The organism is Candidatus Thiothrix sulfatifontis (assembly GCA_022828425.1).
GTDB lineage: Bacteria > Pseudomonadota > Gammaproteobacteria > Thiotrichales > Thiotrichaceae > Thiothrix > Thiothrix sulfatifontis.
Genome location: CP094685.1, coordinates 1919264 through 1941398, shown reverse-complemented (window position 1 = coordinate 1941398; position 22135 = coordinate 1919264). Strand labels below are relative to the sequence as shown.

General features: G+C 51.6%; 22 protein-coding genes and 1 tRNA gene. 9 read left to right on the top strand and 14 right to left on the bottom strand.

Features of this window, described 5'->3' with window-relative positions:
* Nucleotides 1-18: 18 nt before the first annotated feature.
* The 8 genes from L3K52_09980 to recA form a co-directional block, all read right to left on the bottom strand.
* Nucleotides 19-789 carry a ferredoxin--NADP reductase gene (locus L3K52_09980; protein ID UOG90536.1) on the bottom strand — a complete coding sequence of 257 codons (771 nt, stop codon included), beginning with the start codon at nt 787-789 and terminating at the stop codon, nt 19-21.
* Nucleotides 752-2392: an NAD(P)/FAD-dependent oxidoreductase gene (locus L3K52_09975; GenBank protein ID UOG90535.1), complete on the bottom strand. Its 1641-nt coding sequence runs from the start codon at nt 2390-2392 to the stop codon at nt 752-754. Before L3K52_09975 ends, L3K52_09980 begins: the two co-directional genes overlap by 38 nt.
* 105 nt (nt 2393-2497) lie before the next feature.
* Nucleotides 2498-2588, bottom strand: a tRNA-Ser gene (locus L3K52_09970).
* Between the two features lie 52 nt (nt 2589-2640).
* Nucleotides 2641-2841 carry a carbon storage regulator CsrA gene (gene csrA / locus L3K52_09965; GenBank protein ID UOG90534.1) on the bottom strand — a complete coding sequence of 67 codons (201 nt, stop codon included), beginning with the start codon at nt 2839-2841 and terminating at the stop codon, nt 2641-2643.
* A 265-nt stretch (nt 2842-3106) separates the two neighbouring features.
* Nucleotides 3107-4339, bottom strand: a complete 1233-nt coding sequence (locus tag L3K52_09960) for an aspartate kinase (protein ID UOG90533.1) — start codon at nt 4337-4339, stop codon at nt 3107-3109.
* A 42-nt stretch (nt 4340-4381) separates the two neighbouring features.
* Entirely contained in the window at nt 4382-6994 is a 2613-nt protein-coding gene (gene alaS, locus L3K52_09955) for an alanine--tRNA ligase (GenBank protein ID UOG90532.1), read from the bottom strand.
* Entirely contained in the window at nt 6991-7431 is a 441-nt protein-coding gene (locus L3K52_09950; protein ID UOG90531.1) for a recombination regulator RecX, read from the bottom strand. The genes alaS and L3K52_09950 overlap by 4 nt, the downstream gene beginning before the upstream one ends.
* Entirely contained in the window at nt 7431-8483 is a 1053-nt protein-coding gene (gene recA, locus L3K52_09945) for a recombinase RecA (GenBank protein UOG90530.1), read from the bottom strand. Before recA ends, L3K52_09950 begins: the two co-directional genes overlap by 1 nt.
* 224 nt (nt 8484-8707) lie before the next feature.
* Between recA and phaC the strand changes: the two genes are divergently transcribed.
* Nucleotides 8708-10504, top strand: a complete 1797-nt coding sequence (gene phaC, locus L3K52_09940) for a class I poly(R)-hydroxyalkanoic acid synthase (GenBank protein ID UOG90529.1) — start codon at nt 8708-8710, stop codon at nt 10502-10504.
* Here phaC and pncC read toward each other — a convergent pair.
* The 4 genes from pncC to L3K52_09920 are packed head-to-tail and all read right to left on the bottom strand — an operon-like array spanning nt 10501 to nt 13542.
* Complete coding sequence (gene pncC / locus L3K52_09935; protein UOG90528.1) at nt 10501-10977, bottom strand: nicotinamide-nucleotide amidase; 477 nt, start codon at nt 10975-10977, stop codon at nt 10501-10503. The genes phaC and pncC overlap by 4 nt on opposite strands.
* Nucleotides 10977-11921, bottom strand: coding sequence for a S49 family peptidase (locus tag L3K52_09930; GenBank protein ID UOG90527.1), 945 nt, complete (start codon nt 11919-11921; stop codon nt 10977-10979). Before L3K52_09930 ends, pncC begins: the two co-directional genes overlap by 1 nt.
* Nucleotides 11918-12583: an HAD-IA family hydrolase gene (locus L3K52_09925; protein ID UOG90526.1), complete on the bottom strand. Its 666-nt coding sequence runs from the start codon at nt 12581-12583 to the stop codon at nt 11918-11920. Before L3K52_09925 ends, L3K52_09930 begins: the two co-directional genes overlap by 4 nt.
* The gene (locus L3K52_09920; protein ID UOG90525.1) at nt 12580-13542 is read right to left on the bottom strand and encodes an RluA family pseudouridine synthase; all 963 of its coding nucleotides are present in this window, start codon (nt 13540-13542) and stop codon (nt 12580-12582) included. Before L3K52_09920 ends, L3K52_09925 begins: the two co-directional genes overlap by 4 nt.
* A 535-nt stretch (nt 13543-14077) precedes the next feature.
* Here L3K52_09920 and L3K52_09915 point away from each other — a divergent pair.
* On the top strand, nt 14078-17227 hold the full coding sequence (locus L3K52_09915; GenBank protein ID UOG90524.1) for an Rne/Rng family ribonuclease: 3150 nt from the start codon (nt 14078-14080) through the stop codon (nt 17225-17227).
* Between the two features lie 20 nt (nt 17228-17247).
* Here the strand turns inward: L3K52_09915 and L3K52_09910 are convergent, their stop codons facing one another.
* Complete coding sequence (locus L3K52_09910) at nt 17248-17727, bottom strand: low molecular weight phosphotyrosine protein phosphatase (GenBank protein UOG90523.1); 480 nt, start codon at nt 17725-17727, stop codon at nt 17248-17250.
* A 302-nt stretch (nt 17728-18029) separates the two neighbouring features.
* Here L3K52_09910 and L3K52_09905 point away from each other — a divergent pair, with 302 nt between their 5' ends.
* The 4 genes from L3K52_09905 to L3K52_09890 all read left to right on the top strand — a co-directional run bounded on the left by L3K52_09905 (nt 18030) and on the right by L3K52_09890 (nt 20511).
* Nucleotides 18030-18983, top strand: a complete 954-nt coding sequence (locus L3K52_09905; protein ID UOG90522.1) for a tyrosine-type recombinase/integrase — start codon at nt 18030-18032, stop codon at nt 18981-18983.
* 269 nt (nt 18984-19252) lie between these two features.
* Entirely contained in the window at nt 19253-19810 is a 558-nt protein-coding gene (locus tag L3K52_09900; protein ID UOG90521.1) for a hypothetical protein, read from the top strand.
* Between the two features lie 30 nt (nt 19811-19840).
* Nucleotides 19841-20347: a hypothetical protein gene (locus L3K52_09895; GenBank protein ID UOG90520.1), complete on the top strand. Its 507-nt coding sequence runs from the start codon at nt 19841-19843 to the stop codon at nt 20345-20347.
* Nucleotides 20344-20511: a hypothetical protein gene (locus L3K52_09890; protein ID UOG90519.1), complete on the top strand. Its 168-nt coding sequence runs from the start codon at nt 20344-20346 to the stop codon at nt 20509-20511. Before L3K52_09895 ends, L3K52_09890 begins: the two co-directional genes overlap by 4 nt.
* A gap of 249 nt (nt 20512-20760) precedes the next feature.
* Here L3K52_09890 and L3K52_09885 read toward each other — a convergent pair whose 3' ends face one another.
* Entirely contained in the window at nt 20761-20991 is a 231-nt protein-coding gene (locus tag L3K52_09885) for an Arc family DNA-binding protein (GenBank protein UOG90518.1), read from the bottom strand.
* Nucleotides 20992-21118: 127 nt separating this feature from the next.
* On the opposite strand from L3K52_09885, the gene L3K52_09880 reads away from it, so the two are divergent.
* The 3 genes from L3K52_09880 (at nt 21119) to L3K52_09870 (ending at nt 22135) form a co-directional block, all read left to right on the top strand.
* The gene (locus L3K52_09880; protein ID UOG90517.1) at nt 21119-21283 is read left to right on the top strand and encodes an Arc family DNA-binding protein; all 165 of its coding nucleotides are present in this window, start codon (nt 21119-21121) and stop codon (nt 21281-21283) included.
* A gap of 106 nt (nt 21284-21389) precedes the next feature.
* The gene (locus L3K52_09875) at nt 21390-21743 is read left to right on the top strand and encodes a hypothetical protein (GenBank protein ID UOG90516.1); all 354 of its coding nucleotides are present in this window, start codon (nt 21390-21392) and stop codon (nt 21741-21743) included.
* The gene (locus L3K52_09870) at nt 21740-22135 is read left to right on the top strand and encodes a hypothetical protein (GenBank protein UOG90515.1); all 396 of its coding nucleotides are present in this window, start codon (nt 21740-21742) and stop codon (nt 22133-22135) included. Before L3K52_09875 ends, L3K52_09870 begins: the two co-directional genes overlap by 4 nt.

The following is a 22135-nucleotide window of genomic DNA, read 5'->3' as shown; positions in this document are numbered from 1 at the left end:
TGCGCCCAGATTACGACTTTAAAAATACTGTTCTGTGGTGATATGCCCCGACTTGTGGCGCAAATGGCGCTGCATCCCGCGATTGCCCAGCAAGGCTTTCATATCATTAAGCATATTATGGTTGCCGCACAGCATGACGTGGGTATCGTCTGCGGTAATGGTTGTGCCAGCCGTTTGTTCCAATGTGCCAGATTCTAGGTGAGTGGTAATCCGCCCTTCCAACCCATGGGGGTTAGCTTCGCGAGTCACACAGCTAATAAAACGGAATTGCTCAGGGTATTTTGTAGCAAACGTTTGGATCAAATCGGCATACGCCAACTCATTCACCAGCGGCACACCGTGTACCAACACGATTTTATGGAAACGCTGCCAAGGCTGCGGGGTTTTGAGAATCGACAAATAAGGCCCTAAACCTGTACCCGTGGCAATCATCCACAGATTCGGCACAGCGGGGATTTCATCCAACACAAAAAAACCTTTGGCAGGTTGCGAAATTTCGAGGCTATCACCCGGTTGTAATCGTGCCAAAGCGTTGGAGAGTTTGCCGTTGGGAACGATATTGTAGAAAATTTCCAACGCCTCTTCGTCAGGGGCATTGATCAGCGAATAGGATTTCGCCACCAGTTCTGTGGCGTCGCCCGTGGGGATAGGTAGTCGCAAAGTGACAAATTGACCCGCTGTAAACGGCAACGGTTCGGTGCGAATACGCAAGGTCAACAAACGCTCCGTCCAGCGTTGATTGCTCAGTACTTCAGCGTTGTGCCAAGTGGTGCGAATGATTCCGGTCATGGTGAGCCTCCAGCATTTGAGTCGCTAATGCCTCCGCGACGCGGATACCGTCCACGCCCGCCGAGAGAATGCCTCCAGCATAACCCGCGCCTTCGCCAGCCGGAAAAAGCCCTTTAACGTTTAGGCTTTGCAAATCCTCACCGCGCGTCATCCGCAGTGGCGAAGACGTGCGCGTTTCCACCCCGGTCAATACCGCGTCATGCATCGAAAAGCCTTTGATTTGCCGTTCAAACGCGGGCAAGGCTTCCCGAATCGCTTCAATCGCGTAACCCGGCAAACTGGTTGCCAAATCAGTCAAATGCACACCCGGCTGATACGATGGCTCGACAGAACCCAATTGCGTCGATGCTCTGCCTTTAAGGAAATCGCCCACCAATTGCCCCGGTGCAGAATAATCGTGACCGCCTAATTCGTAAGCACGGGATTCCCATTGGCGTTGAAATTCCATCCCTGCCAGTGGATTACCGGGGTAATCGTTGGGCGTAATACCGACCACAATCCCCGCGTTGGCATTGCGTTCCGCCCGCGAATATTGGCTCATGCCATTAGTAACAACTCGCCCAACTTCAGAGGTTGCCGCGACCACCTGACCGCCCGGACACATGCAAAAACTGTACACCGAGCGCCCATTTTTAGCGTGATGCACCAGCTTATAATCCGCCGCACCCAGCAATTCATTGCCCGCATGTTTACCAAACCGCGCCTGATCAATCAGCGTTTGCGGGTGTTCAATCCGAAAACCGAGCGAAAATGGCTTCTGTTCCATAAACACGCCGCGCTCGTGCAACATCGCAAACGTATCCCGCGCACTGTGTCCCAAGGCCATAATCACTTGATCGGCACGCAGTTGCTCCCCACCCGCCAAAGTCAAACCACGCACCTGACCATCTTCGATCAAAATATCAGTCACTTGTTGCTGAAACCGGATTTCACCACCCAAGGCTTCGATCTGCGCCCGCATGTTTTCCACCATTTTCACCAGACGGAAAGTGCCAATGTGCGGTTTGCTAACATAGAGGATTTCTTCGGGAGCGCCCGCTTTGACGAATTCAGTCAAGACTTTGCGCCCGTAGTGTTTGGGATCTTTGATCTGGCTATAAAGCTTGCCATCGGAAAATGTACCAGCGCCGCCTTCCCCAAATTGCACATTCGATTCAGGGTTGAGCTGATTTTTACGCCATAGCGCCCAAGTATCTTTGGTACGTTCGCGGACTTTTTTGCCACGCTCCAAAATAATCGGACGCAAGCCCATTTGCGCCAGCACCAAGCCTGCCATCAAACCGCAGGGGCCAAAGCCGACAACAACGGGACGAATAGCGGGTGCTTCTTGCACATGCGCCACAAAACGGTAGGTGGTATCAGGGGCAATTTTAACGTGAGGATCATCCGCAAACTTAGCCAGTAGCGCGGCTTCATCAGGCAGCACTGCGTCTATGGTGTAAACCAACACAATCGCGTCACGCTTACGGGCATCGTAACCGCGTTTGAAAACGCTAAAACTTAACAGGTCAGCCGTCGCAATGCCTAAACGTCCGGCAATCGCCACAGACAGGGCATCGGCGGGGTATTCCAGCGGCAGGCGCAATTCGGTGATACGTATCATGGGGCTTGGTCTGTGCGCTAATAACGTTAATACAAAAAAGCCCTTACAGACAATAACCTGCAAGGGCTTTTGATACAATCATGTCAACAACATGACGTATGAATATGGCGGAGAGGGCGGGATTCGAACCCGCGATGGGCTTTTGACCCATACTCCCTTAGCAGGGGAGCGCCTTCGGCCACTCGGCCACCTCTCCGGTACTGGTTGAAGGCGGCAAGAATACCTTCAAATCGGCTTAGCGTAAAGCTTTAATTTGCATTTTCTTCAATCGCGACCGGCTCAAGGTGTTCGTGCCGAATGCGTTCAAAGATTTCTTCGCGATGTACGGCAACATCTTTCGGTGCATTGATTCCCAAGCGAACTTGATTACCTTTTACCCCTAAAACCGTAACGCTGATATTATCCCCAATCATGAGGGTTTCCCCTACCCTCCGTGTTAGAATCAACATATCGCATAATCTCCCTATTGCTGCATTTATGTATCCCAAAAGCCCGGCGATACCCCTAAAGCATCATCACAGTCGTTGGTAGCATCAACCATCCCATATTAGCACTTAACTGAGGCTTAACTATTTGCATGAAAGTTGCGTTTTTACCAATGTATTCTTTATACAACAAGCATTAATTAAACCACCTAACACATTCATGCATAGACAAAAAAACCCGCTGGTTACTCAAGACACCAGCGGGTTTTTTAAGCAATTTATTCGGGAATTAAGCGGCTGTTTGCGCTAAGCCAAACGCTTGATGTAACACCCGCACAGCGAGTTCCAAATATTTCTCATCGACAACGACCGCCACTTTAATTTCCGACGTGGAAATCATGCGGATATTGATGCCCTCATCTGCCAATGTTTTAAACATCTTGCTGGCAACGCCTGCGTGAGAACGCATTCCCGCGCCCACAATGGCGACTTTGGCAATATTTTCATCACCTGTGCATTGCTTTGCGCCCAAGGTTTCGCCGGTTTTACACAGAATATCACGCGCTTTGGCGTAATCGTTTTTATGTACTGTGAAGGTGAAATCGGTCGAGCTATCCGAGCCAATGTTTTGCACAATCATATCGACTTCGATATTGGCATCCGAAATCGGCCCCAGAATCTGGTAAGCAACACCGGGGCGATCCGGCACACCCGTTACCGTCAATTGAGCTTCATCACGATTGAACGCAATCCCACGGACTGAGACTTCTTCCATTACTTCTTCCTCACGAGTGACCAGCGTGCTTTTGCCCTGACCAAATTCGTCAAAGCTGGACAGCACGCGGATAGGCATATCATATTTGTAGGCAAATTCAACCGAACGAATTTGCAGCACCTTGGAACCTTGGCTGGCCATTTCCAGCATTTCTTCCAAGGTCAGGCGCGGAATGTGACGCGCTTTGGGTTCGACACGCGGGTCGGTGGTGTAAACGCCATCCACGTCGGTGTAAATCTGGCATTCGTCGGCTTTTAACGCCACTGCCAATGCCACGCCCGTGGTATCCGAACCGCCGCGCCCTAAGGTGGTAATGCTGCCATCTTCGGTCACACCTTGGAAACCTGCTACCACCACCACTTTACCTTCCGCCAAATCCTTACGGATCGGGTCGGCATCAATGTCGCGGATACGCGCTTTGGTATGCGCATCATCGGTCAAAATGCGGACTTGCGCCCCGGTGTAAGAACGCGCCGGTTGGCCTTTCTTTTCCAACGCCATTGCCAGCAAGCCAATCGTGACTTGTTCGCCGGTGGACAGAATTGCGTCTTTTTCGCGCTCCGAACCTTGTGGGTTAATGGCGTTGATGAGCGCGACCAACTTATTGGTTTCGCCCGACATCGCGGACACCACCACGATGACATCATTGCCCTGTTGTTTCCAGCGGATTACCCGGTCAGCCACAGCCTCGATACGCTCAGGTGTGCCAACCGATGTACCGCCGTATTTCTGTACGATCAGTGCCATTGTTTACTGTTTACCTTCAAAACACTTCTAAATTAAACCCGATTAAACGCGCTCAGCAACCCAGCCTTGTACGCTGGCTAACGCGGTGGGCAATGCTGCCACATCCGTGCCGCCGCCTTGAGCCATGTCCGGGCGACCGCCGCCTTTGCCACCCAGTTGCGTTGCCACAAAGCCCAGCAAATCACCGGCTTTGACTTTAGCGGTTTCGTCTTTGGTGACACCTGCCACCAAACTGACTTTGCCATCGGCTACCGTGGCGAGAATCACCACCGCTTTGCCCAGTTTGTTTTTTAACTGGTCAACGGTGTCGCGCAAGGATTTGGGATCAGCCCCTTCCAAATGTGCTGCGAGGACGCGCATTCCGCCCACTTCCACCGCTTGATCGGCAAGGTTAGAACCGGCTTGGGAAGCCATTTTGCCTTTAAGCTGTTCCAGTTCCTTTTCGAGAGCGCGGCTTTTTTGCAGCATTGCGTCAAGCTTGTCCGTCACTTCCACTGGATTGGATTTGAGCAAACGTGCGACGTTATCCAAACGGCTGGTCACTTCCGCAAGCCACGCCAGCGCATTCGCGCCAGTCACAGCTTCGATACGGCGCACACCTGCGGCAACCCCGCCTTCACTGACGATTTTAAACAAGCCGATGTCGCCAGTACGGTTCACGTGACAACCGCCGCACAATTCCGTGGAGAAACCGATTTTCAAAACACGCACTTCATCGCCGTACTTTTCGCCGAACAATGCCATTGCACCGGCTTGCTTGGCGGCTTCCATGTTCATGACTTGCGCAGAAGTCGCGGCATTGGCACGGATTTCGCGGTTGACGATGGCTTCCACCTCCGCAATTTGCTCGGATGAAACCGGGTCAGGCTGCGAGAAATCAAAGCGCAAACGGTCGGGTGTCACCAATGAGCCTTTTTGCTCAACGTGCGTACCCAACACTTGGCGCAGTGCTGCGTGCATCAAGTGCGTGGCGGAATGGTTGAGAATGATGGCTTGGCGGCGTTCGGCATCCACTTCAGCAGCAACGTTTGCACCGACGGACAAGGTGCCGGATTCCAGCGTGCCAATATGGATAAAGGTTGCACCCTGCTTACGGGTATCGGTAACGCGGAATACCGCATCCCCCGTGTGCAACACGCCAGTATCGCCCACCTGACCACCGGATTCGGCATAGAATGGGGTGTGATCCAGCACGATACGCCCTTCATCACCCGCTTGCAGGCTCGTTACCGCGTCGCTACCACGGAATAACGCGGTAATGGTGGACGTTTCCGCCAATTGCTCATAGCCGTGGAATTCGGTGACTCCACTCACATCCAGCTTGTCGCCGTAATCCGCGCCGAATTTACCAGCAGCACGGGCGCGTTCGCGTTGCGCATTCATCGCCGCTTCAAACCCGGTTTCGTCCAACTTGAGATTGCGTTCGCGGGCAATATCACCCGTCAAATCCACCGGGAAACCGTAAGTGTCATACAACTTGAACACAGTTTCGCCGTCAATGGTATCGCCGGACATGCCCGCAATCGCCTCTTCCAGAATCTTCATGCCCTGTTCGAGGGTTTCGGCAAAGCGGCGTTCTTCTTTTTCCAACGCCTGTTCGACCAAGGGCTGGGCAGCAGCAAGTTCAGGATAAGCTTTGCCCATCTCATCCACTAATGGCTGTACCAGCTTGTGGAAAAACGGTGCTTCCATGCCCAATTTGTAGCCGTGACGGATAGCACGGCGAATAATCCGGCGCAACACATAACCACGCCCTTCATTCGACGGCAAAACCCCATCCACGATCAGGAAGGAGCAAGAACGGATATGGTCAGCAATGACCTTCAATGACGGGCTATTCGGGTCGGCATTTTTCGCCAGTTCCGTGCCTTTTTTGAGCAGCGTTTGGAACAGGTCGATTTCGTAGTTGCTGTGAACGCCTTGCATCACCGCCGCCAGACGCTCCATGCCCATGCCGGTATCAACGGAAGGTTTCGGCAGCGGGCGCATTTCGCCATCTTTGGTGCGCTCATACTGCATAAACACCAAGTTCCAAATCTCGATATAGCGGTCGCCGTCTTCCTCTGGCGTTCCCGGTGGCCCGCCCCAAATATGTTCACCGTGGTCGTAGAAAATTTCGGTGCAAGGTCCACACGGCCCGGTGTCACCCATCTGCCAAAAATTGTCGGAAGCGTAACGTGCCCCCTTATTATCGCCGATGCGGGTAATACGATCGGTTGGCACGCCGATTTGCTGCGCCCAAATGTTATAGGCTTCGTCGTCGTCTGCGTAGACCGTCACCCACAGCTTACCTTTGGGCAATTTCAGCACTTCGGTGAGGAACTCCCACGCATAGTGAATCGCATCGTGTTTGAAATAATCGCCAAAACTGAAGTTGCCGAGCATTTCAAAAAAGGTGTGATGCCGCGCGGTGTAACCAACGTTTTCCAAGTCGTTGTGCTTGCCGCCCGCCCGCACGCAACGCTGCGAAGTCGTCGCACGCTTGTAAGGACGTATATCTTCGCCCAAAAACACGTCCTTGAATTGCACCATGCCTGCGTTGGTGAACAGCAAGGTCGGGTCATTGCCCGGTATCAGCGAGCTGGACGGAAGGATTTCATGGCCTTTGCTGGCGAAAAAATCGAGAAAATGTTGTCTGAGTTCAGCAGTATTCATTGGAAAGCAGCTTTAATCGCATCGGTATAAAAACCGCACCCGGCAAGAAATCGAGATTGCCGGGCGCGTTCCTTGTAATCAGCCGGGATTTCCCCGCCAAATTTCTTGATCCGTTGTTCACAGGCCAGATCGTGCCAGTCGACATCGGCTTCTGCCAATGCCTGAGCAGCCGTAGCATCATCTACGCCATGCTCGCGTAATTCATAGTTAATCCGCTGCGGGCCACGCCCCCGCGAGATTGACGAGCGGACAAAAGCAGCCGCGTAACGGGCATCATCCAGATAACCCAGCGACTGCAATTTATCCAAGAGCGCGTTCAGACTGATAGTATCGCACTCGCAACGCTGACGCACTTTTTGCGCGAGTTCATGGCGGGAATGCTCACGTTGCGCCAACAAGCGCACCGCTACCGTTTCGCATTCCCGCCCATTAGCCATTAAACAACGTCATCAAGACCGGCATCGCTGTCGGCTTCTTCAGTCACTGCGGCAAAACCCGGAGTATTCATGCAAGCCTCACGAACCGCTTTTTCAATTTCCGCCGCCGCTGCCGGATGCTCTTTCAGGTAGTTGCGTGCATTATCCTTGCCTTGACCGATTTTGTCGCCTTTGTAGCTGTACCATGCGCCCGCTTTGCCAATCAGCCCTTGCTTGACACCGAGGTCAACCAATTCGCCTTCGCGGGAAATGCCTTCGCCGTACAAAATCTCAAATTCAGCTTGTTTAAACGGTGGCGCAACTTTGTTTTTGACCACTTTGACGCGGGTTTCAGAGCCGGTGATTTCCTCACCCTTCTTGATCGCCCCAATGCGGCGAATATCGAGACGCACGGAAGCGTAGAATTTCAGCGCATTACCGCCCGTGGTGGTTTCCGGGTTGCCAAACATCACGCCGATTTTCATCCGAATTTGGTTGATGAAAATCACCAAGGTGTTGGAACGCTTGATATTGCCGGTGAGTTTACGCAGGGCTTGTGACATTAACCGTGCTTGCAAGCCGACGTGGGAATCGCCCATATCGCCTTCAATTTCCGCTTTTGGCGTCAACGCTGCAACCGAGTCGACCACCACCATATCCACGGCGTTAGAACGCACCAGCATGTCGGCAATTTCCAACGCCTGCTCACCGTTATCCGGCTGGGATACTAGCAAATCATCGACATTGACGCCGATTTTTTGCGCGTAAATCGGGTCAAGCGCGTGTTCCGCATCAATGAACGCCGCTGTGCCGCCTTGCTTTTGGCATTCGGCAATCACTTGCAGCGTCAGAGTGGTTTTACCAGAAGATTCCGGGCCGTAAATTTCGACGACACGTCCCTTGGGCAGGCCGCCAATACCAAGGGCAATGTCCAGCCCCAATGAGCCGGTAGAAATCACTTCGATGTCGCGGGCAGCACTGGAGTCGCCCATGCGCATCACAGTGCCTTTACCAAACTGACGTTCAATCTGGCCTAAGGCGGCGGCGAGGGCTTTCTTTTTGTTCTCGTCCATGCGGACACTCCTTAATAAAGGTAAATTCTGTGTGGGTGGTAGGAAAGCGGGGATTATTTCATAACGGGTAGCAGCAAGCCAATGCCGAACGATAAAAGCAGGCATTTTCAGGAAATAACGAAATGTTGCGTTGCAACAAAAAAACTGTCGACAATCGCCCCATAAACTAGCTATTGTGATACACCTGTGAATATCACCCGCCCAGACAAGTGGAATCCCTTACTATGCAACAGCCAGTACCAACACCGACGCACACGGTTGACCCCGTGCAATTACAAACCAACATCACCCGCGCCATGCTCCTGTGGCAACGCTTTGTTGCCCGCATGATGAGCGATGCCGCCAGCAAACAGGGCAAAGATGCCGAACCAGGCGATAACAGTTTCAACATTGCTGTCGCAAAATGGGGCATGAATTTATTCTCGCATCCCAGTGCCGTCATGCAAGCGAATATGGCACTGCTGACCAGCCAAACCAAACTGTGGCAACACAGCACCGCGCGTGCACTAGGCTTCGGGAAATTGTCACCGGGCGTGCCTGCGATTACCGACAAGCGTTTCAAACACCCAGCATGGCAAGAAAACCAGCTCACCGAAGTGCTGCTCCAGTCTTACCTGAATATGTCAACCTATTGGCGGACATTGGCGCAAACTGCTGGTGGTTTATCCGAGCAGGATGCGAAAAAAGCCGAGTTCTTCATCAACAGCATGATTGATGCACTCTCGCCGAACAATTACTCGCACACCAACCCGCAAGTCTGGCAAACCATTCTCGACACCAATGGCGAAAACCTCGTCAAAGGCATGGAAAACCTGCTGGATGACTTCCAAGACGGGCAATTGCGCATTCGCATGACCGACATGAAGGCGTTTGAATTAGGCCGCGATATTGCCACTACCCCCGGCAAAGTCGTGTTCAAAAACGAACTGTTGGAACTGCTCCAATACACACCAACTACCGCCAAAGTTCGTCAACGTCCGGTCTTGATCGTACCGCCTTGGATCAATAAGTATTACATCCTCGACCTGCGCGAAAAGAACTCGTTCGTCAAATGGGCGGTGGAACAAGGCAACACTGTCTTTATGATTTCGTGGGTCAACCCTGACAGCCAGCACCGCGACTTAAACTTTGAAGACTACATGCAGGCAGCAATTGCGGCGATGGATGCGGTCGAAGCGGCGACCGGCGAACGTGACTTGAACGTGATTGGTTACTGCTTAGGCGGCACACTGACGGCAGCGACCCTCGCGCACCTGAAAGCCAAAGGTGATGAGCGGGTAAAAAGTGCCACCTTCTTCACCACCTTGCTGGACTTTGCCGAACCCGGTGAAATCGGCGTATTCCTGAGTGAAGAACAAGTCGGTTCACTGGAAAAGCGCATGGACAAAACCGGCTACCTCGACGGCAAGGACATGGGTACGGCTTTCAATATGCTCCGCGCCAATGACCTAGTTTGGTCATTCTTTGTGAACTTGTATTTGCTCGGCAATGACCCGATGCCTTTTGACCTGTTGTACTGGAACTCAGACAGCACGCGGATGCCAGCGGCGATGCACAGCTACTACCTGCGCAATATGTACCTGAACAACTGCCTGAGCCAAGCGAATTGCCTCACCCTTTCCGGTACGCCGATTGATTTGCGCACCATTGATACTCCGGCTTATTTTGTTTCCACCCACGATGACCATATCGCGCCTTGGCGCAGTACGTATGCAGGCGCGAAACTGTTCGCAGGCCCGGTGCGCTTTGTATTAGGGCAATCCGGTCACATTGCAGGCATTGTGAACCCCGCTGCCGCCAACAAATACGGTCACTGGGTCAATGATACGCAAGAAAAGCTAGATGACACGGCGGAAGATTGGCTATTGGATGCCACCAAAGTGGATTTGTCTTGGTGGCATGACTGGAATCGCTGGGTAGCAACCTTCTCCAGCGAAGAAGTCGATGCGCGTATTCCCGGTGCAGGCAAACTGGAAGTACTGGGTGATGCACCCGGCACTTACGTGCGCCAGAAGATCTAATCCGCGAGCATCTGCAATACGCAGTGTAGCGCGTATTGCACCGCCTGATAGCGTACCGCTTCCCGATCACCGTCAAAGTATTGGGTGGCGGTACGTATTTTGCCATCCTGCGCTACCCAGCCGAAACAGACCATGCCCACAGGTTTAGTGATTGTGCCGCCACCCGGTCCCGCGATTCCACTGACAGATACCGCGACTTGCGCACGCGAATGCAGTAACGCACCTGTTGCCATCGCAGCAGTCACAGCTTCACTCACCGCACCGTGCTCTGCCAAGGTTGCTGCTGGCACACCCAGCATTTCCTGTTTCGCTTCATTGCTGTAAGTGACAAAACCACGCTCAAACCACACCGAACTGCCCGTCAGATCGGTACACAGCTTGGCAATCCAACCGCCGGTGCAAGATTCCGCTGTCGTCAGCATCCAACCCTTGGCTTGCAATGCCGCTGCCACTTGCGCCAGCAACGTTTCCATCAACGCAACACGGTGCGCGGGGTAGCATCCAGCGAAATCAGCGCTTGCACCGACGTTTCGACCCGCTCACTCAAACGCTGAATCAAGTCCTTTTCGGTGGTGAAATTCACCATTTCTTCGGCTTTGATCAATTCACGCGCCACGTAAGCATCGCTGCCCAAGCCATCAATCAACCCCAGTTTGACCGCATCTTCACCCGTCCAAAACAGGCCAGAGAAAATATCGGGATTGTTTGGTAAACGTTCACCACGCCCTTCTTTCACCACCTTGATAAACTGCTGGTGAGTTGTGTTCAACATATTATTGACGTGTGCCACCTGCGTTTCATTTTCAGGCAAAAACGGATCAAGCATCCCTTTATTCGCCCCCGCAGTGTACAAACGGCGTTCAACGCCTAACTTTTCCAGCAATTCAACCGCACCGAAGTTATCCATGCGCACGCCAATCGAACCGACAATGCTGGCTTTATCCGCATAAATCTCGTCGGCAGCCACGGCAATGTAATAGCCACCAGAAGCGCACAAATCAGACACGACTGCGTAGACAGGAATTTCCTTGTATTTGGCTTTCAAGCGCTTGATTTCATCATTAATAATACCCGACTGTACCGGGCTACCACCGGGGCTATTGATGCGTAAAATCACGCCCTTGGTTTTTTCATGCTCAAACGCCTCTTTCAGCGCAGGGATCAGCATCTCGCCGCTGGCTTCTGCACCATCCATAATCACGCCGTTAATGTCGACCACCGCCGTAATTTTGTCGGCAGCCGTTAATTTAGTATCCGATGCGCCACTGCCAATCAGCGCAATTAAGCCAACCAGCAAATACGCCACAAAAAACAGCTTGAAAAAAATCCCCCAACGCCGCGCCCTCCGCTGCTCTTTGACAGATTCCATTGCCACATCTTTGAGGGCTTGTAATGCTTGTGTATTTTCTTCGTTCATTCTGTAACCTTTTGTTTTTCTAGCCAATCAGGAATATGCGCTACATCATCCACGTGTCCACGCGGCTGCGCTTGCTGTAACCGTGCCAAATCATGCACGCCATAACTGACCGCCAGTGAATCCATGCCGATAGCCAGTGCCATGTGTAAATCGTATTCGCTGTCACCGATCATCAACGCATCATGCGGCGCTGCGTCATAGTCTGTCAAAATCTCTTCCAGCATTTGTGGATGTGGCTTGGAACGGGTTTCATCGGCACAGCGCGTGATCGGGAACAACTCACGCAGCCCGGTTTCGTCCAATACCTTATCCAAACCCCGGCGCGATTTGCCCGTCGCTACCGCCAAGTCGTAGCCTTGGGCGGCGAGTGTAAGCAAGGTTTCACGTGCCCCGGCGAACAATTCGCTACCGTGTGTGGTACGCACCAAAAATTCCTGACGATACTCATCCGCAATCGCCCGAATCAAGCTTGTGGACGCCTGAGGGTACAAGGCGCGAATCGCTTCATCCAAGCCCAAGCCGATAATATGGCGAATTTCCTGATCAGTGCGCGATTCTGCGCCCACCAACTGAATCGCATTGCGCATACATTGGGTAATGTGCGCCGCTGAATCCATCAACGTGCCATCCCAATCAAAAATCAACAGGGAATAAGGTTTCATTCAGTACGCTCAACTGCACTAATTTTTATATTGATCAAGACTTCTTTTAAATCATCGGGTAACGGCGCTTCGACCACATAACGCCGCCCGGTGGCTCGCAAGGTAAAATCCACGCTGGCAGAATGCAAAAACAGACGCTTCAAGCCCATCTCGCGAAACTTGCGATTCAGCGCGAAATCGCCATAACGGTCATCGCCCAAAATCGGATGCCCCAAATTTTGCAATTGCACCCGGATTTGATGCATTCGCCCGGTCAGAATTTGTGCTTCCAGCAACGATGCCCCGTGCAGATTTTTCAGCGACGAGAAAATGGTTTCCGACACTTTGCCTTCGCCCTCTTCCACCCGCTGCACTTTCTGGCGCGTGCCTTCTTCCTGACTCAAATCCATGGTTACGTGTTGGCGACCGTGTTTCCAACGCCCGGCAACCAAGGCTTTGTAGCGCTTGTCGATCTTGCCGTCACGGAACAACCCGTGCAATTCGGTCAACGCTTGGCGCGATTTCGCCAAAATCACCACGCCGCTGGTGTCACGGTCAATGCGATGCGCCAATTCCACATACGGCAAATTTTCGCGTAACTGGCGAAATGCCTCAATCAAGCCCAATTTGTAGCCGCTACCACCGTGTACCGGCAAACCAGATGGCTTATTGATGAAAATAAGCTGCTCATCTTCGTGTAACACGGCATCTGCCAGCACTGCCAACAACGCTTCGGATGCCAACGCAGGCTTATCCGGCGGGTTCACTTCGGTTTCTAACTTGATCGGCGGAATCCGAATAATTTCACCTAATTCAAGCTTTTTTTCTGGCTTCACCCTTTTTTTATCAACACGCACCTCGCCCTTGCGCACAATCCGGTATAAGGCGCTTTTGGGCAGTTGCTTCAAATGCCGCAGCAGGAAATTGTCGATGCGCTGCCCGACTTCGTTTTCAGTAACTGTGTAATATTCGACGGCCATAGTGAAAAAACATACCAACTAAATTTAAATGCAAATTGAATATAATTAACCGAATTGATATATTCGCAACAGGCAAACGTTAAGGTGCAAACCTGACACAATGGGTTCGATCAAATCAGAACACGATGATATGACCCATGCCTGATTGATTCAATCACAAATTCTAGCGGTCAGAACATTCCCCCAGAATTTGTGCAGGGGTAAACAGGATAAAGCATCCTCACCCCCAATAACTCAACGCCTGTTATGCAGTTTAAAAAGTAAGCAAACAGGTGTGGCATTAACAGCAGAACTTGTTGCTGATGTCTGTTGCAAGAATGCGCCAGCGGTTTACAATTTTCATGCGCCCTTATGAGGCAGTTCCATGACCCGTAACAACCGAACGATTCTTTCTGAAGGTAGGCCCGATTAAGGTTAATCCATAGCTTGGCGAAGAGAACATTTCTAACGCTTTGATATTAAACGAAATAAGCTAATCGACTCCACCTGAAACAAACAGGTAACAGGTGCTGCATAACCAAGGCTTATGTAGTACATGAAACGTATTTTAATTAATGCAACCCAACCCGAAGAAATTCGCGTTGCCATGGTTGATGGGCAACGCCTATACGACCTCGATATTGAACATTCCCTACGCGCTCAGAAAAAGGCCAATATTTACAAAGGGGTAATTACCCGCGTCGAACCCAGCTTAGAAGCAGTCTTTGTTAATTATGGCGCACAACGCCACGGTTTCCTCTCCTTCCGCGAAGTTGCGCCCGAATTTTACAACCCGAATGCTAAGTACACTGGTCGCCCTAACGTCAAAGACGTGATGCGTGAAGGCATGGAAATTCTGGTGCAGGTCGATAAGGAAGAGCGCGGCAACAAGGGCGCAGCTCTGACCACCTACCTCAGCCTTGCCGGGCGTTATTTGGTGCTGATGCCCAATAACCCTAAGGCTGGTGGGGTTTCTCGGCGTATTGAAGGCGATGACCGCCAGCAAATCAAGCAAACCCTGAGCGAGTTAGACATCCCTGACAGCATGGGCGTGATCGTGCGCACCGCCGGTATCGAGCGCGATGCCGAGGAACTGTCATGGGATTTGGACTACCTCAAAACCCTGTGGAATGCCATCCAGCAAGCCTACCAACAGCACAAAGGCCCGACGCTGCTGTATCAGGAAAGCAATGTCATTATCCGTGCCTTACGTGACTATTTCCGCCGCGACATCGGTGAAATTGTTATCGACAATGACAAGGTATTCAACCAAGCGCGTGATTTTATGCAGGCGGTGATGCCGCACAATATCCGCAAGCTCAAGCTTTACACCGATGGCACACCGCTATTCAGCCGCTTTCAGGTGGAAAACCAGATCGAAACGGCGTATCAGCGCACCGTTGCCCTGCCCTCTGGCGGCGCAATCGTCATTGACCATACCGAAGCGCTGATTTCCATCGACATCAACTCGGCGCGTGCCACCAAAGGGCATGACATCGAAGAAACCGCGCTCAATACCAACCTCGAAGCGGCTGACGAAATTGCGCGTCAATTGCGCTTGCGTGACTTGGGCGGTTTGGTAGTGATCGACTTTATCGACATGCTGCCCAGCAAACACCAGCGCGAAGTCGAAAAACGCCTGCGTGATGCCATGAAACTTGACCGTGCGCGGGTACAAGTCGGGCGCATTTCCCGCTTTGGTTTGCTGGAAATGTCACGTCAACGCTTGCGCCCGTCACTTGGCGAATCCAGCCAAATCGTCTGCCCGCGTTGCACGGGTCAAGGTCACATTCGCAGTACCGACTCAATGGCGCTGTCCATCTTGCGCTTGGTCGAAGAAGAAGCCATGAAGGAAATGACCGGCAAAGTCATTGCCCGCCTGCCGGTTTCCGTTGCGACTTTCTTGCTGAACGAAAAGCGTCAAGCGATCACCGACATTCAACAGCGCCGCAATGTCGATTTGACCATTATTCCCAACCCGTACATGGAAACGCCGCATTACGACATCAGCCGTATCCGCAATGACAATCTCGAAGACGAGGAAGTCATTACCAGCAGTTACCAATACATCCCCGCACCACCGGCTGCGGAAGAAACTGTCCGGCAAGAAGCTAACCCACATCAAGCCGCTGCGGAAGCCGCTGTCACCAACGTCATGCCCAGCACGCCTGCGCCGCAACACGCCCGTAGCCAGCCAGCAGAAGTAACAGTGGCAGCAACGCCGATTGTTCCAACCATTGCGCCAATCAAAGGCCCTGGGTTAATGCGGCGTATTTTCGGCAGCCTGTTCGGTAGCAGCCCAAGTGTTGATCAAGCAGCAGAAGCCGCAGAAAGCCAAGCAGAAGCCGCCGCACCCGTTGTCGCTAAGCGCGACGACCAGCCACAGCGCGACCGCCGCAACAACGAACGCGGTAACGACCGCAACGATCAACGCAACCGCAACCGTAATCGCAACGACGGCAAAAGCGACGTCGCCAATGAGGTAGAACGCCCCGTCAATGACGACACGCGTAACCGCAGTAACCAAGAAAATCGCCAAAACCGTCAAAATCGTCCCGAAGAGCGCAGCAATGAACGCGCCAACGAGCAGCGCACTCAAGAACCACGCAGTAACGAGCGTGTCAACGAACGCGCCCCTGAACGCAACAACAACGCTAACGAGCGTAATAACGACCGCCGCAACAATCGCAACCGTAACGAACGCGAGGAAACCACGGGCGACACCAACAACCGTCGCCCGCCACGCGAACCACGCCCACCGCGTGTGCAACCGCAAGACATGCCAGCAATAATCACCGCGCCAGTGGAAGAGCAAGTGCCGGTAGAAATCGTATTGCCAGCACCACGCGAGACCCGTGATGGCAACCGTGACAACGGTCAAGCGCAACAACCGCGCCGGGATCGCTCACGGCGTGAATCGCGTAACCGCAACACGGCGACACCTGAAATCACGGCACACGACCAAGGGATTGACGCACCAATGATGGATGATGCGCCAACGGCGACACCCCAACACACGCATCAACCCGTTAATGACAACGCTCTGTTAGAAGTCCCCGTCGCAGATACGGTCATCCCCGTAGCACCTGCACTGCCCACATTACCGGCAGAAGAAGCAGACATCGACGTTGATAATATTACCGACGCACCTGACACCGAAGAAAGCGATGACGCACGCGAAGAAACCGTCGGCACACAACCGCGTGGCCCACGCGAACGCCGAGGCCGGACACGCCGCCCGCGTGGTAATCAAAACCGTCAGCAGCGCCCGCCGCGCCCTGCGGGATCCGAGGTTGAGCAACACTTCGCATCAGAAGACATGGAACCGTTCATCATCGACCTGAGCGCTGCACAACCGGCGCATCAACCGCGCTATGAACGCCAACCGGCAAAAGCTGAAGTCAAACCGGAACCTGTTCCAGAACCTCTGGTAATAGTGGAAACTGCGCCGCAACCAACGCCGAAACCGGAACCTGAACCAATCGTTGCGGCAACAGAAACAACGCAACCAGAACCCAATGTGGTGGAAAGCGCACCTCAAACGCAGCCGCTCCCAGAACCGGCGGCGGAAAATTCACCGGCTCAACCGGAACCACAACCGACAGAAGCAAGCGTCTCCGCTCCCGAACCCGTGCTTGACCAACCCAAAGCAGCGGCAGCGCCCATGAAAAAACGCCCTTCATGGATGCACACTGAGCCGGAGTAACCCCACTCAGCTCGCGCTGCCTAGCAATGATGGCGGCGGATATGGTCTAACAAACCTGCCGCCGCATCTTCTACCATGTCCAATACGCGCTCAAAACCACTTTCCCCACCGTAATAAGGGTCAGGCACTTCGTCGACCTTCCAACGTTCGGCAAACGTCATGAATAAGCGCACCCGTTCAGGCGGTGACGCCACAACCAAATCCTGTAAATCCTCTAAATTTGCACGATCCATTGCCAGCACATAATCAAATTCCTCAATATCGGCTGCGGTCACTTTACGTGCTCGCTGCCCCGATAAATCCAGCCCACGATGTTTTGCCGCTGCTTGCGACCGCTTATCCGGGGAACTGCCGATGTGGTACGCGTGTGTGCCCGCCGAATCAATCAGAATGCGATCTGCCAAGCCTTGCGCCTGCACCAAACGCTCGAACACGCCTTGCGCCGTGGGTGAACGACAGATATTGCCCATGCAAACGAATAAAACCTTAATTTGTTTCATAAAATCAACCACTTATACTAAAAAAGCCACCTGAAAAACACTGTAAAACTTACATTCACGCACTAACAAAAACAGGTACTTACAAGATTTTTTACAAATGCGTTTCGCCTGAATCTAGGTTAAATCATAGCATCCTGCATCCTCTCACTGTAATCAATCACCCTGTACTAAAACTTCCAATTACCCACTCATTCAGGAATGAACCATAAAGCCACCTATTGACACGCATTGACACAACTTACACCAATATATATTATTACTTCCGATAATGTATATTCTCGGAACTAATAAAGAGGCTTGAAATGACCACATTGACCACCACAAACAGCAACTCACTGGCAACACAAACTATCAGTGATGAAACACGGCACTTTGTCGCAGAATCCACAGCGGCATCCACTCGCAAGGCTTACCGTAGTGACCTGACTATTTTTGTCAGTTGGTGCGATAGTCGGTCTTTGGAAGCCATGCCAGCATCACCCGCTACCATTGCCGACTTTCTGGCACATCAGGCTAATGACGGTGTTTCGCCTTCAACCCTAAATCGGCGCATTGCTGCAATTCGCTATGCACATGAAGCGGCGGGAATGACTTCACCGACTGGCGACAAGCTGGTGAGTGCCACACTGAAAGGCATTAAGCGCAATGTCGGTGCTAAGGTCGAAAAGAAAGCAGCGGCAACCGTGGATAAGATTTATCAGATGATTGCTCAATGCAACACAAAGACGCTACAGGGCAAGCGTGACAAGGCTATTTTGTTGTTAGGGTTTGCTGGCGCTTTCCGTCGCTCGGAACTGGTAGCTTTGCAGGTGTCAGATATTGAGTTTGTGCAAGATGGCGCAAGAGTCACGATTCGCAAGAGTAAGACCGACCAAGAGGGTGAAGGGCATGTTATCGCTATCTACGGCGGCAAGCTGGATGTATGCGGCATCCTGAAAGATTACCTGCAATCGGCTGGCATTAGTGACGGCGTATTATTCAGACCTATCACCAAAAGCGACAAGACCCGCGATCAGGCAATCACCGACAAATCCATTGCTGCTATCGTGAAGCGTTACGCTGAAGCGGCTGGTTTGAATCCTGATGATTTTAGCGGGCATTCATTGCGGGCGGGATTCATCACCAGTGCAGCGGAAGCGGGCGCTAACCTGTTCAAGATTATGGATGTATCGCGCCATAAGTCAGTACAGACAGTGAAAGGCTACGTGCGGAACGCGGAACTATTCAAAGACCATGCCGGAAGTTCGTTTCTGTAATCCCTGCCCTACCCTACACTAAGCAAGAGCCGGAGAAATCCGGCTTTTTTGTGTCCGTCATTCACAGAAAAAACACAAAAGTGCCTCACCGTAGAACTGCCAAAACTGACAAAACCTAATTTTCAGGCAATCTAGCACCAGAAAAACGGGAAAGTGTGTCTGTGTCGAACTGCCAAAACTGACAAAACCCCAACGGGCAAGGAAACCCGCCTAAATCCCGCTTTGATAAACATTCAAAATGGTGGCTTATTTCAAACTGGATTTTAAAAATGACCGCACCATTATCATTCAAGGGCGTTTGCCTGAAACGTCACGAACTCACCAGCAAGCTGGATTCCCTGCACCAATGCCGTAACACGCTGGCGGAATACAATGTTGCTACGAAAGGTGTTGACGGCATTATCGAAGCAAGATCGCAGGAACTCGAAGCTTTGACGCTTGATATTGATGACCGTAAGGCATTGATTGATAAGTTCATCGGGATTCGCACACATCGACAGTTTCACGAACTCCCAAGCTCAATACGTGGTTTGCGTAGCGAGATTACCAACGGTCAAGCGGCTGTTGAACGCAAGCGTCAAGCATTGGTTGATTCTGGCATTCAAGCCGAAGAAGCCGGGCGGATTATTGCTGATTACGACGCTAGCGAATCACTGCAAAAGCTCGAACCTCTGGAAAGCGAACTAGCTGAATGGGTGTCATTTTCTGAAACGGGACTAGCAAGCGACTTGCCACCGAATGCCCAACAACTATTTGAATCTTACGAAGACTTTGGTAGCGGTTGCCAGCGACCGCAGAACTTATACAGCCTGAATTGCGGCGTTTGATAAACAATCATTCCAGAGGATTTTTTCAAAATGGAAAAGCGAGGCGGAAAACGTGACGGTGCAGGACGCAAGAGGGGCGCATTGAATGCCGCTACAATCAACGTTCGTGAATTGGCTAGGCAACATACGGAAAACGCTATTAATGCGCTTGTGGAGCTTCTCAATAACCCTGAATCACCCCAACGGGCGATAGCTGCAAATAGCTTGCTAGATCGTGGCTATGGAAAACCTAAAGTCATGAACGATGCAGACCTTGAACCAATCATTTTACGGTTGAAGAGTGGCGAACTCACCGCAACTGATTGTGCGCTAGAGATTTCAGCGCAAGGCATGGCATTACCTAAGATTGTTGAATTGCTGGCATTGCGAGAGCTTGGCATTGAAACGGCGGAATACCGACCCGTCAATTATGAACGGCTCGAAATGCTGTATCAAATCGGTTCGGAAGAAGTGGCGGTTAAAGAAGCGGCATTAGTCGGCAGAGGCGTGATGCTTGAGCAGCAAATTAACGCGGCGAAAGGAGCGGCGAAATCATGAACACGAAAGAAATTCAAGGGTTTGAAGGATACAAAGTGGCATTCGGGCTACTCGATAAGGCGCTCGGTCACATGGAGCGTGTCCCCGAAGAGGATACCCCGCAAAACAAGCTATTAGCGGCAATAGCGGTGATTCTGTTGCAGATGGCTAAACCAAAACGCTAAGACACCACCACCAAGAGCCGGATAAATTCCGGCTTTTTTGCGTCTAGCGTACCGAATCTTAATCCCGAATTTCTTAACTAGATCATTGGTTTATCGCACATACCCCCCCCTATGGAATATTAGCGTTTTCTTATGCAGTTCCTGGACTAATCACACCTCCTCATTTTGAGTAAACGTGGGCGAATCTTTGGGGCGATTGCCCGCGCAACTCTCAAAGAATCACGCACGTTTGCTAACTGTAAAAATCAGTCAAACTTTATTCAGGCTTTTTTTTATTGCCGTGCCTAGTTCCTCTCTGATGATGCTACGCACTTCATCCGGCGTGGCTGAGGTTGCCTTGTTGCCCATGCAAACCGACAGCAGATAGATAATTTCCGCATTCAAGCTCCTGAAATTTTCATCAGATGATTCTTTGAGTTGTTCGTACAGCTCCATTGGAATTCTCACCTGCATCTTGAAAAAGTCGTCTTGCTTTGCCATCCGGTAACGCCTAATTGAATTTATGCCGCATTCTACAACTAATTTAGTTGACAAACTCAAAAATAACTAATACCGTATTCTCACTAACTAATTTAGTATCTATTTTAACTATATTGGAATTTTGGCAATGACAGAACCAGACAAAAAAACGCAAGCAAGAATGCCCGCACCTGTTCACCAATGGCTGACAGATCGGGCGAAGACCAACGATAGAAGCATGAACGCGGAACTTATCCGCATCCTGAAAGAAGCAATGGCAAGGGAGGCAGAACAGAAAGCACAAACGGCATAAACGAAAACGCCCCAATGAAGGGGCGCTTAAGGGCTGCAAGGTGTTGGAAGCACCAAACAGCCAATTACTGAAAACCCACTTAATGCAATAACTTAGGAGTCCAGCAATGGCAAATCTTAACACAACTGAAACTGAAAACTACAGTCAGTTAGAAACACGCATCATTCAGGCAATTCCCCTGATGAGTCCAGAAAATCAACGCATTCTTGCGGATTTTGCTATGGCGATGGTCGGCACACAGCCTGAAATCTCACCATACGCACGACTCACTACGCAAGAGCGCATCCAAGGGCTTCTTACCATTACCGCTCGCATGAAAAGCCATGCCGCCATTTTGTCGCAATTCTTCACCCGATTTTCAACGAAACAAACCGCGATTGCTGGCATGAATCAGGAAATTGAAAACCTGACAACCTTGTGGGCGCTAGTCCGTGCGGATTTGTTGGAGGTGCAGCAATGAGCAACCCCACTCACCTAACCGTATCCCCTGCCAAGCTGGAAAAAACCAATGGTCACATTGGCACGGCTGGCAACGTCTGGGAACTTATCACCACAGGGGCGACGGTATTCCCCTTGATGTTTGCCCTATTCCGTCACGTCGCTGATTTTGCGGTACGTGCGGAACTGTTCAAGCACGTTACCAATGGAATCGGCTTACTGGCGGTTCTGTTCTATGCCGTGAACTTCTCAAACGTGATGGCAAGCGATAACCACATTTACGCGGTCTATCAATTGTTCCCGGTATTCGCTTCACTGGCGATAACCACAACACTGTGGACAACACCGGCAAACAGCTTGCTACGTGTTTTATACATCGTCGGTTTGTACACAATTTCATGGATGGGGGTTTAA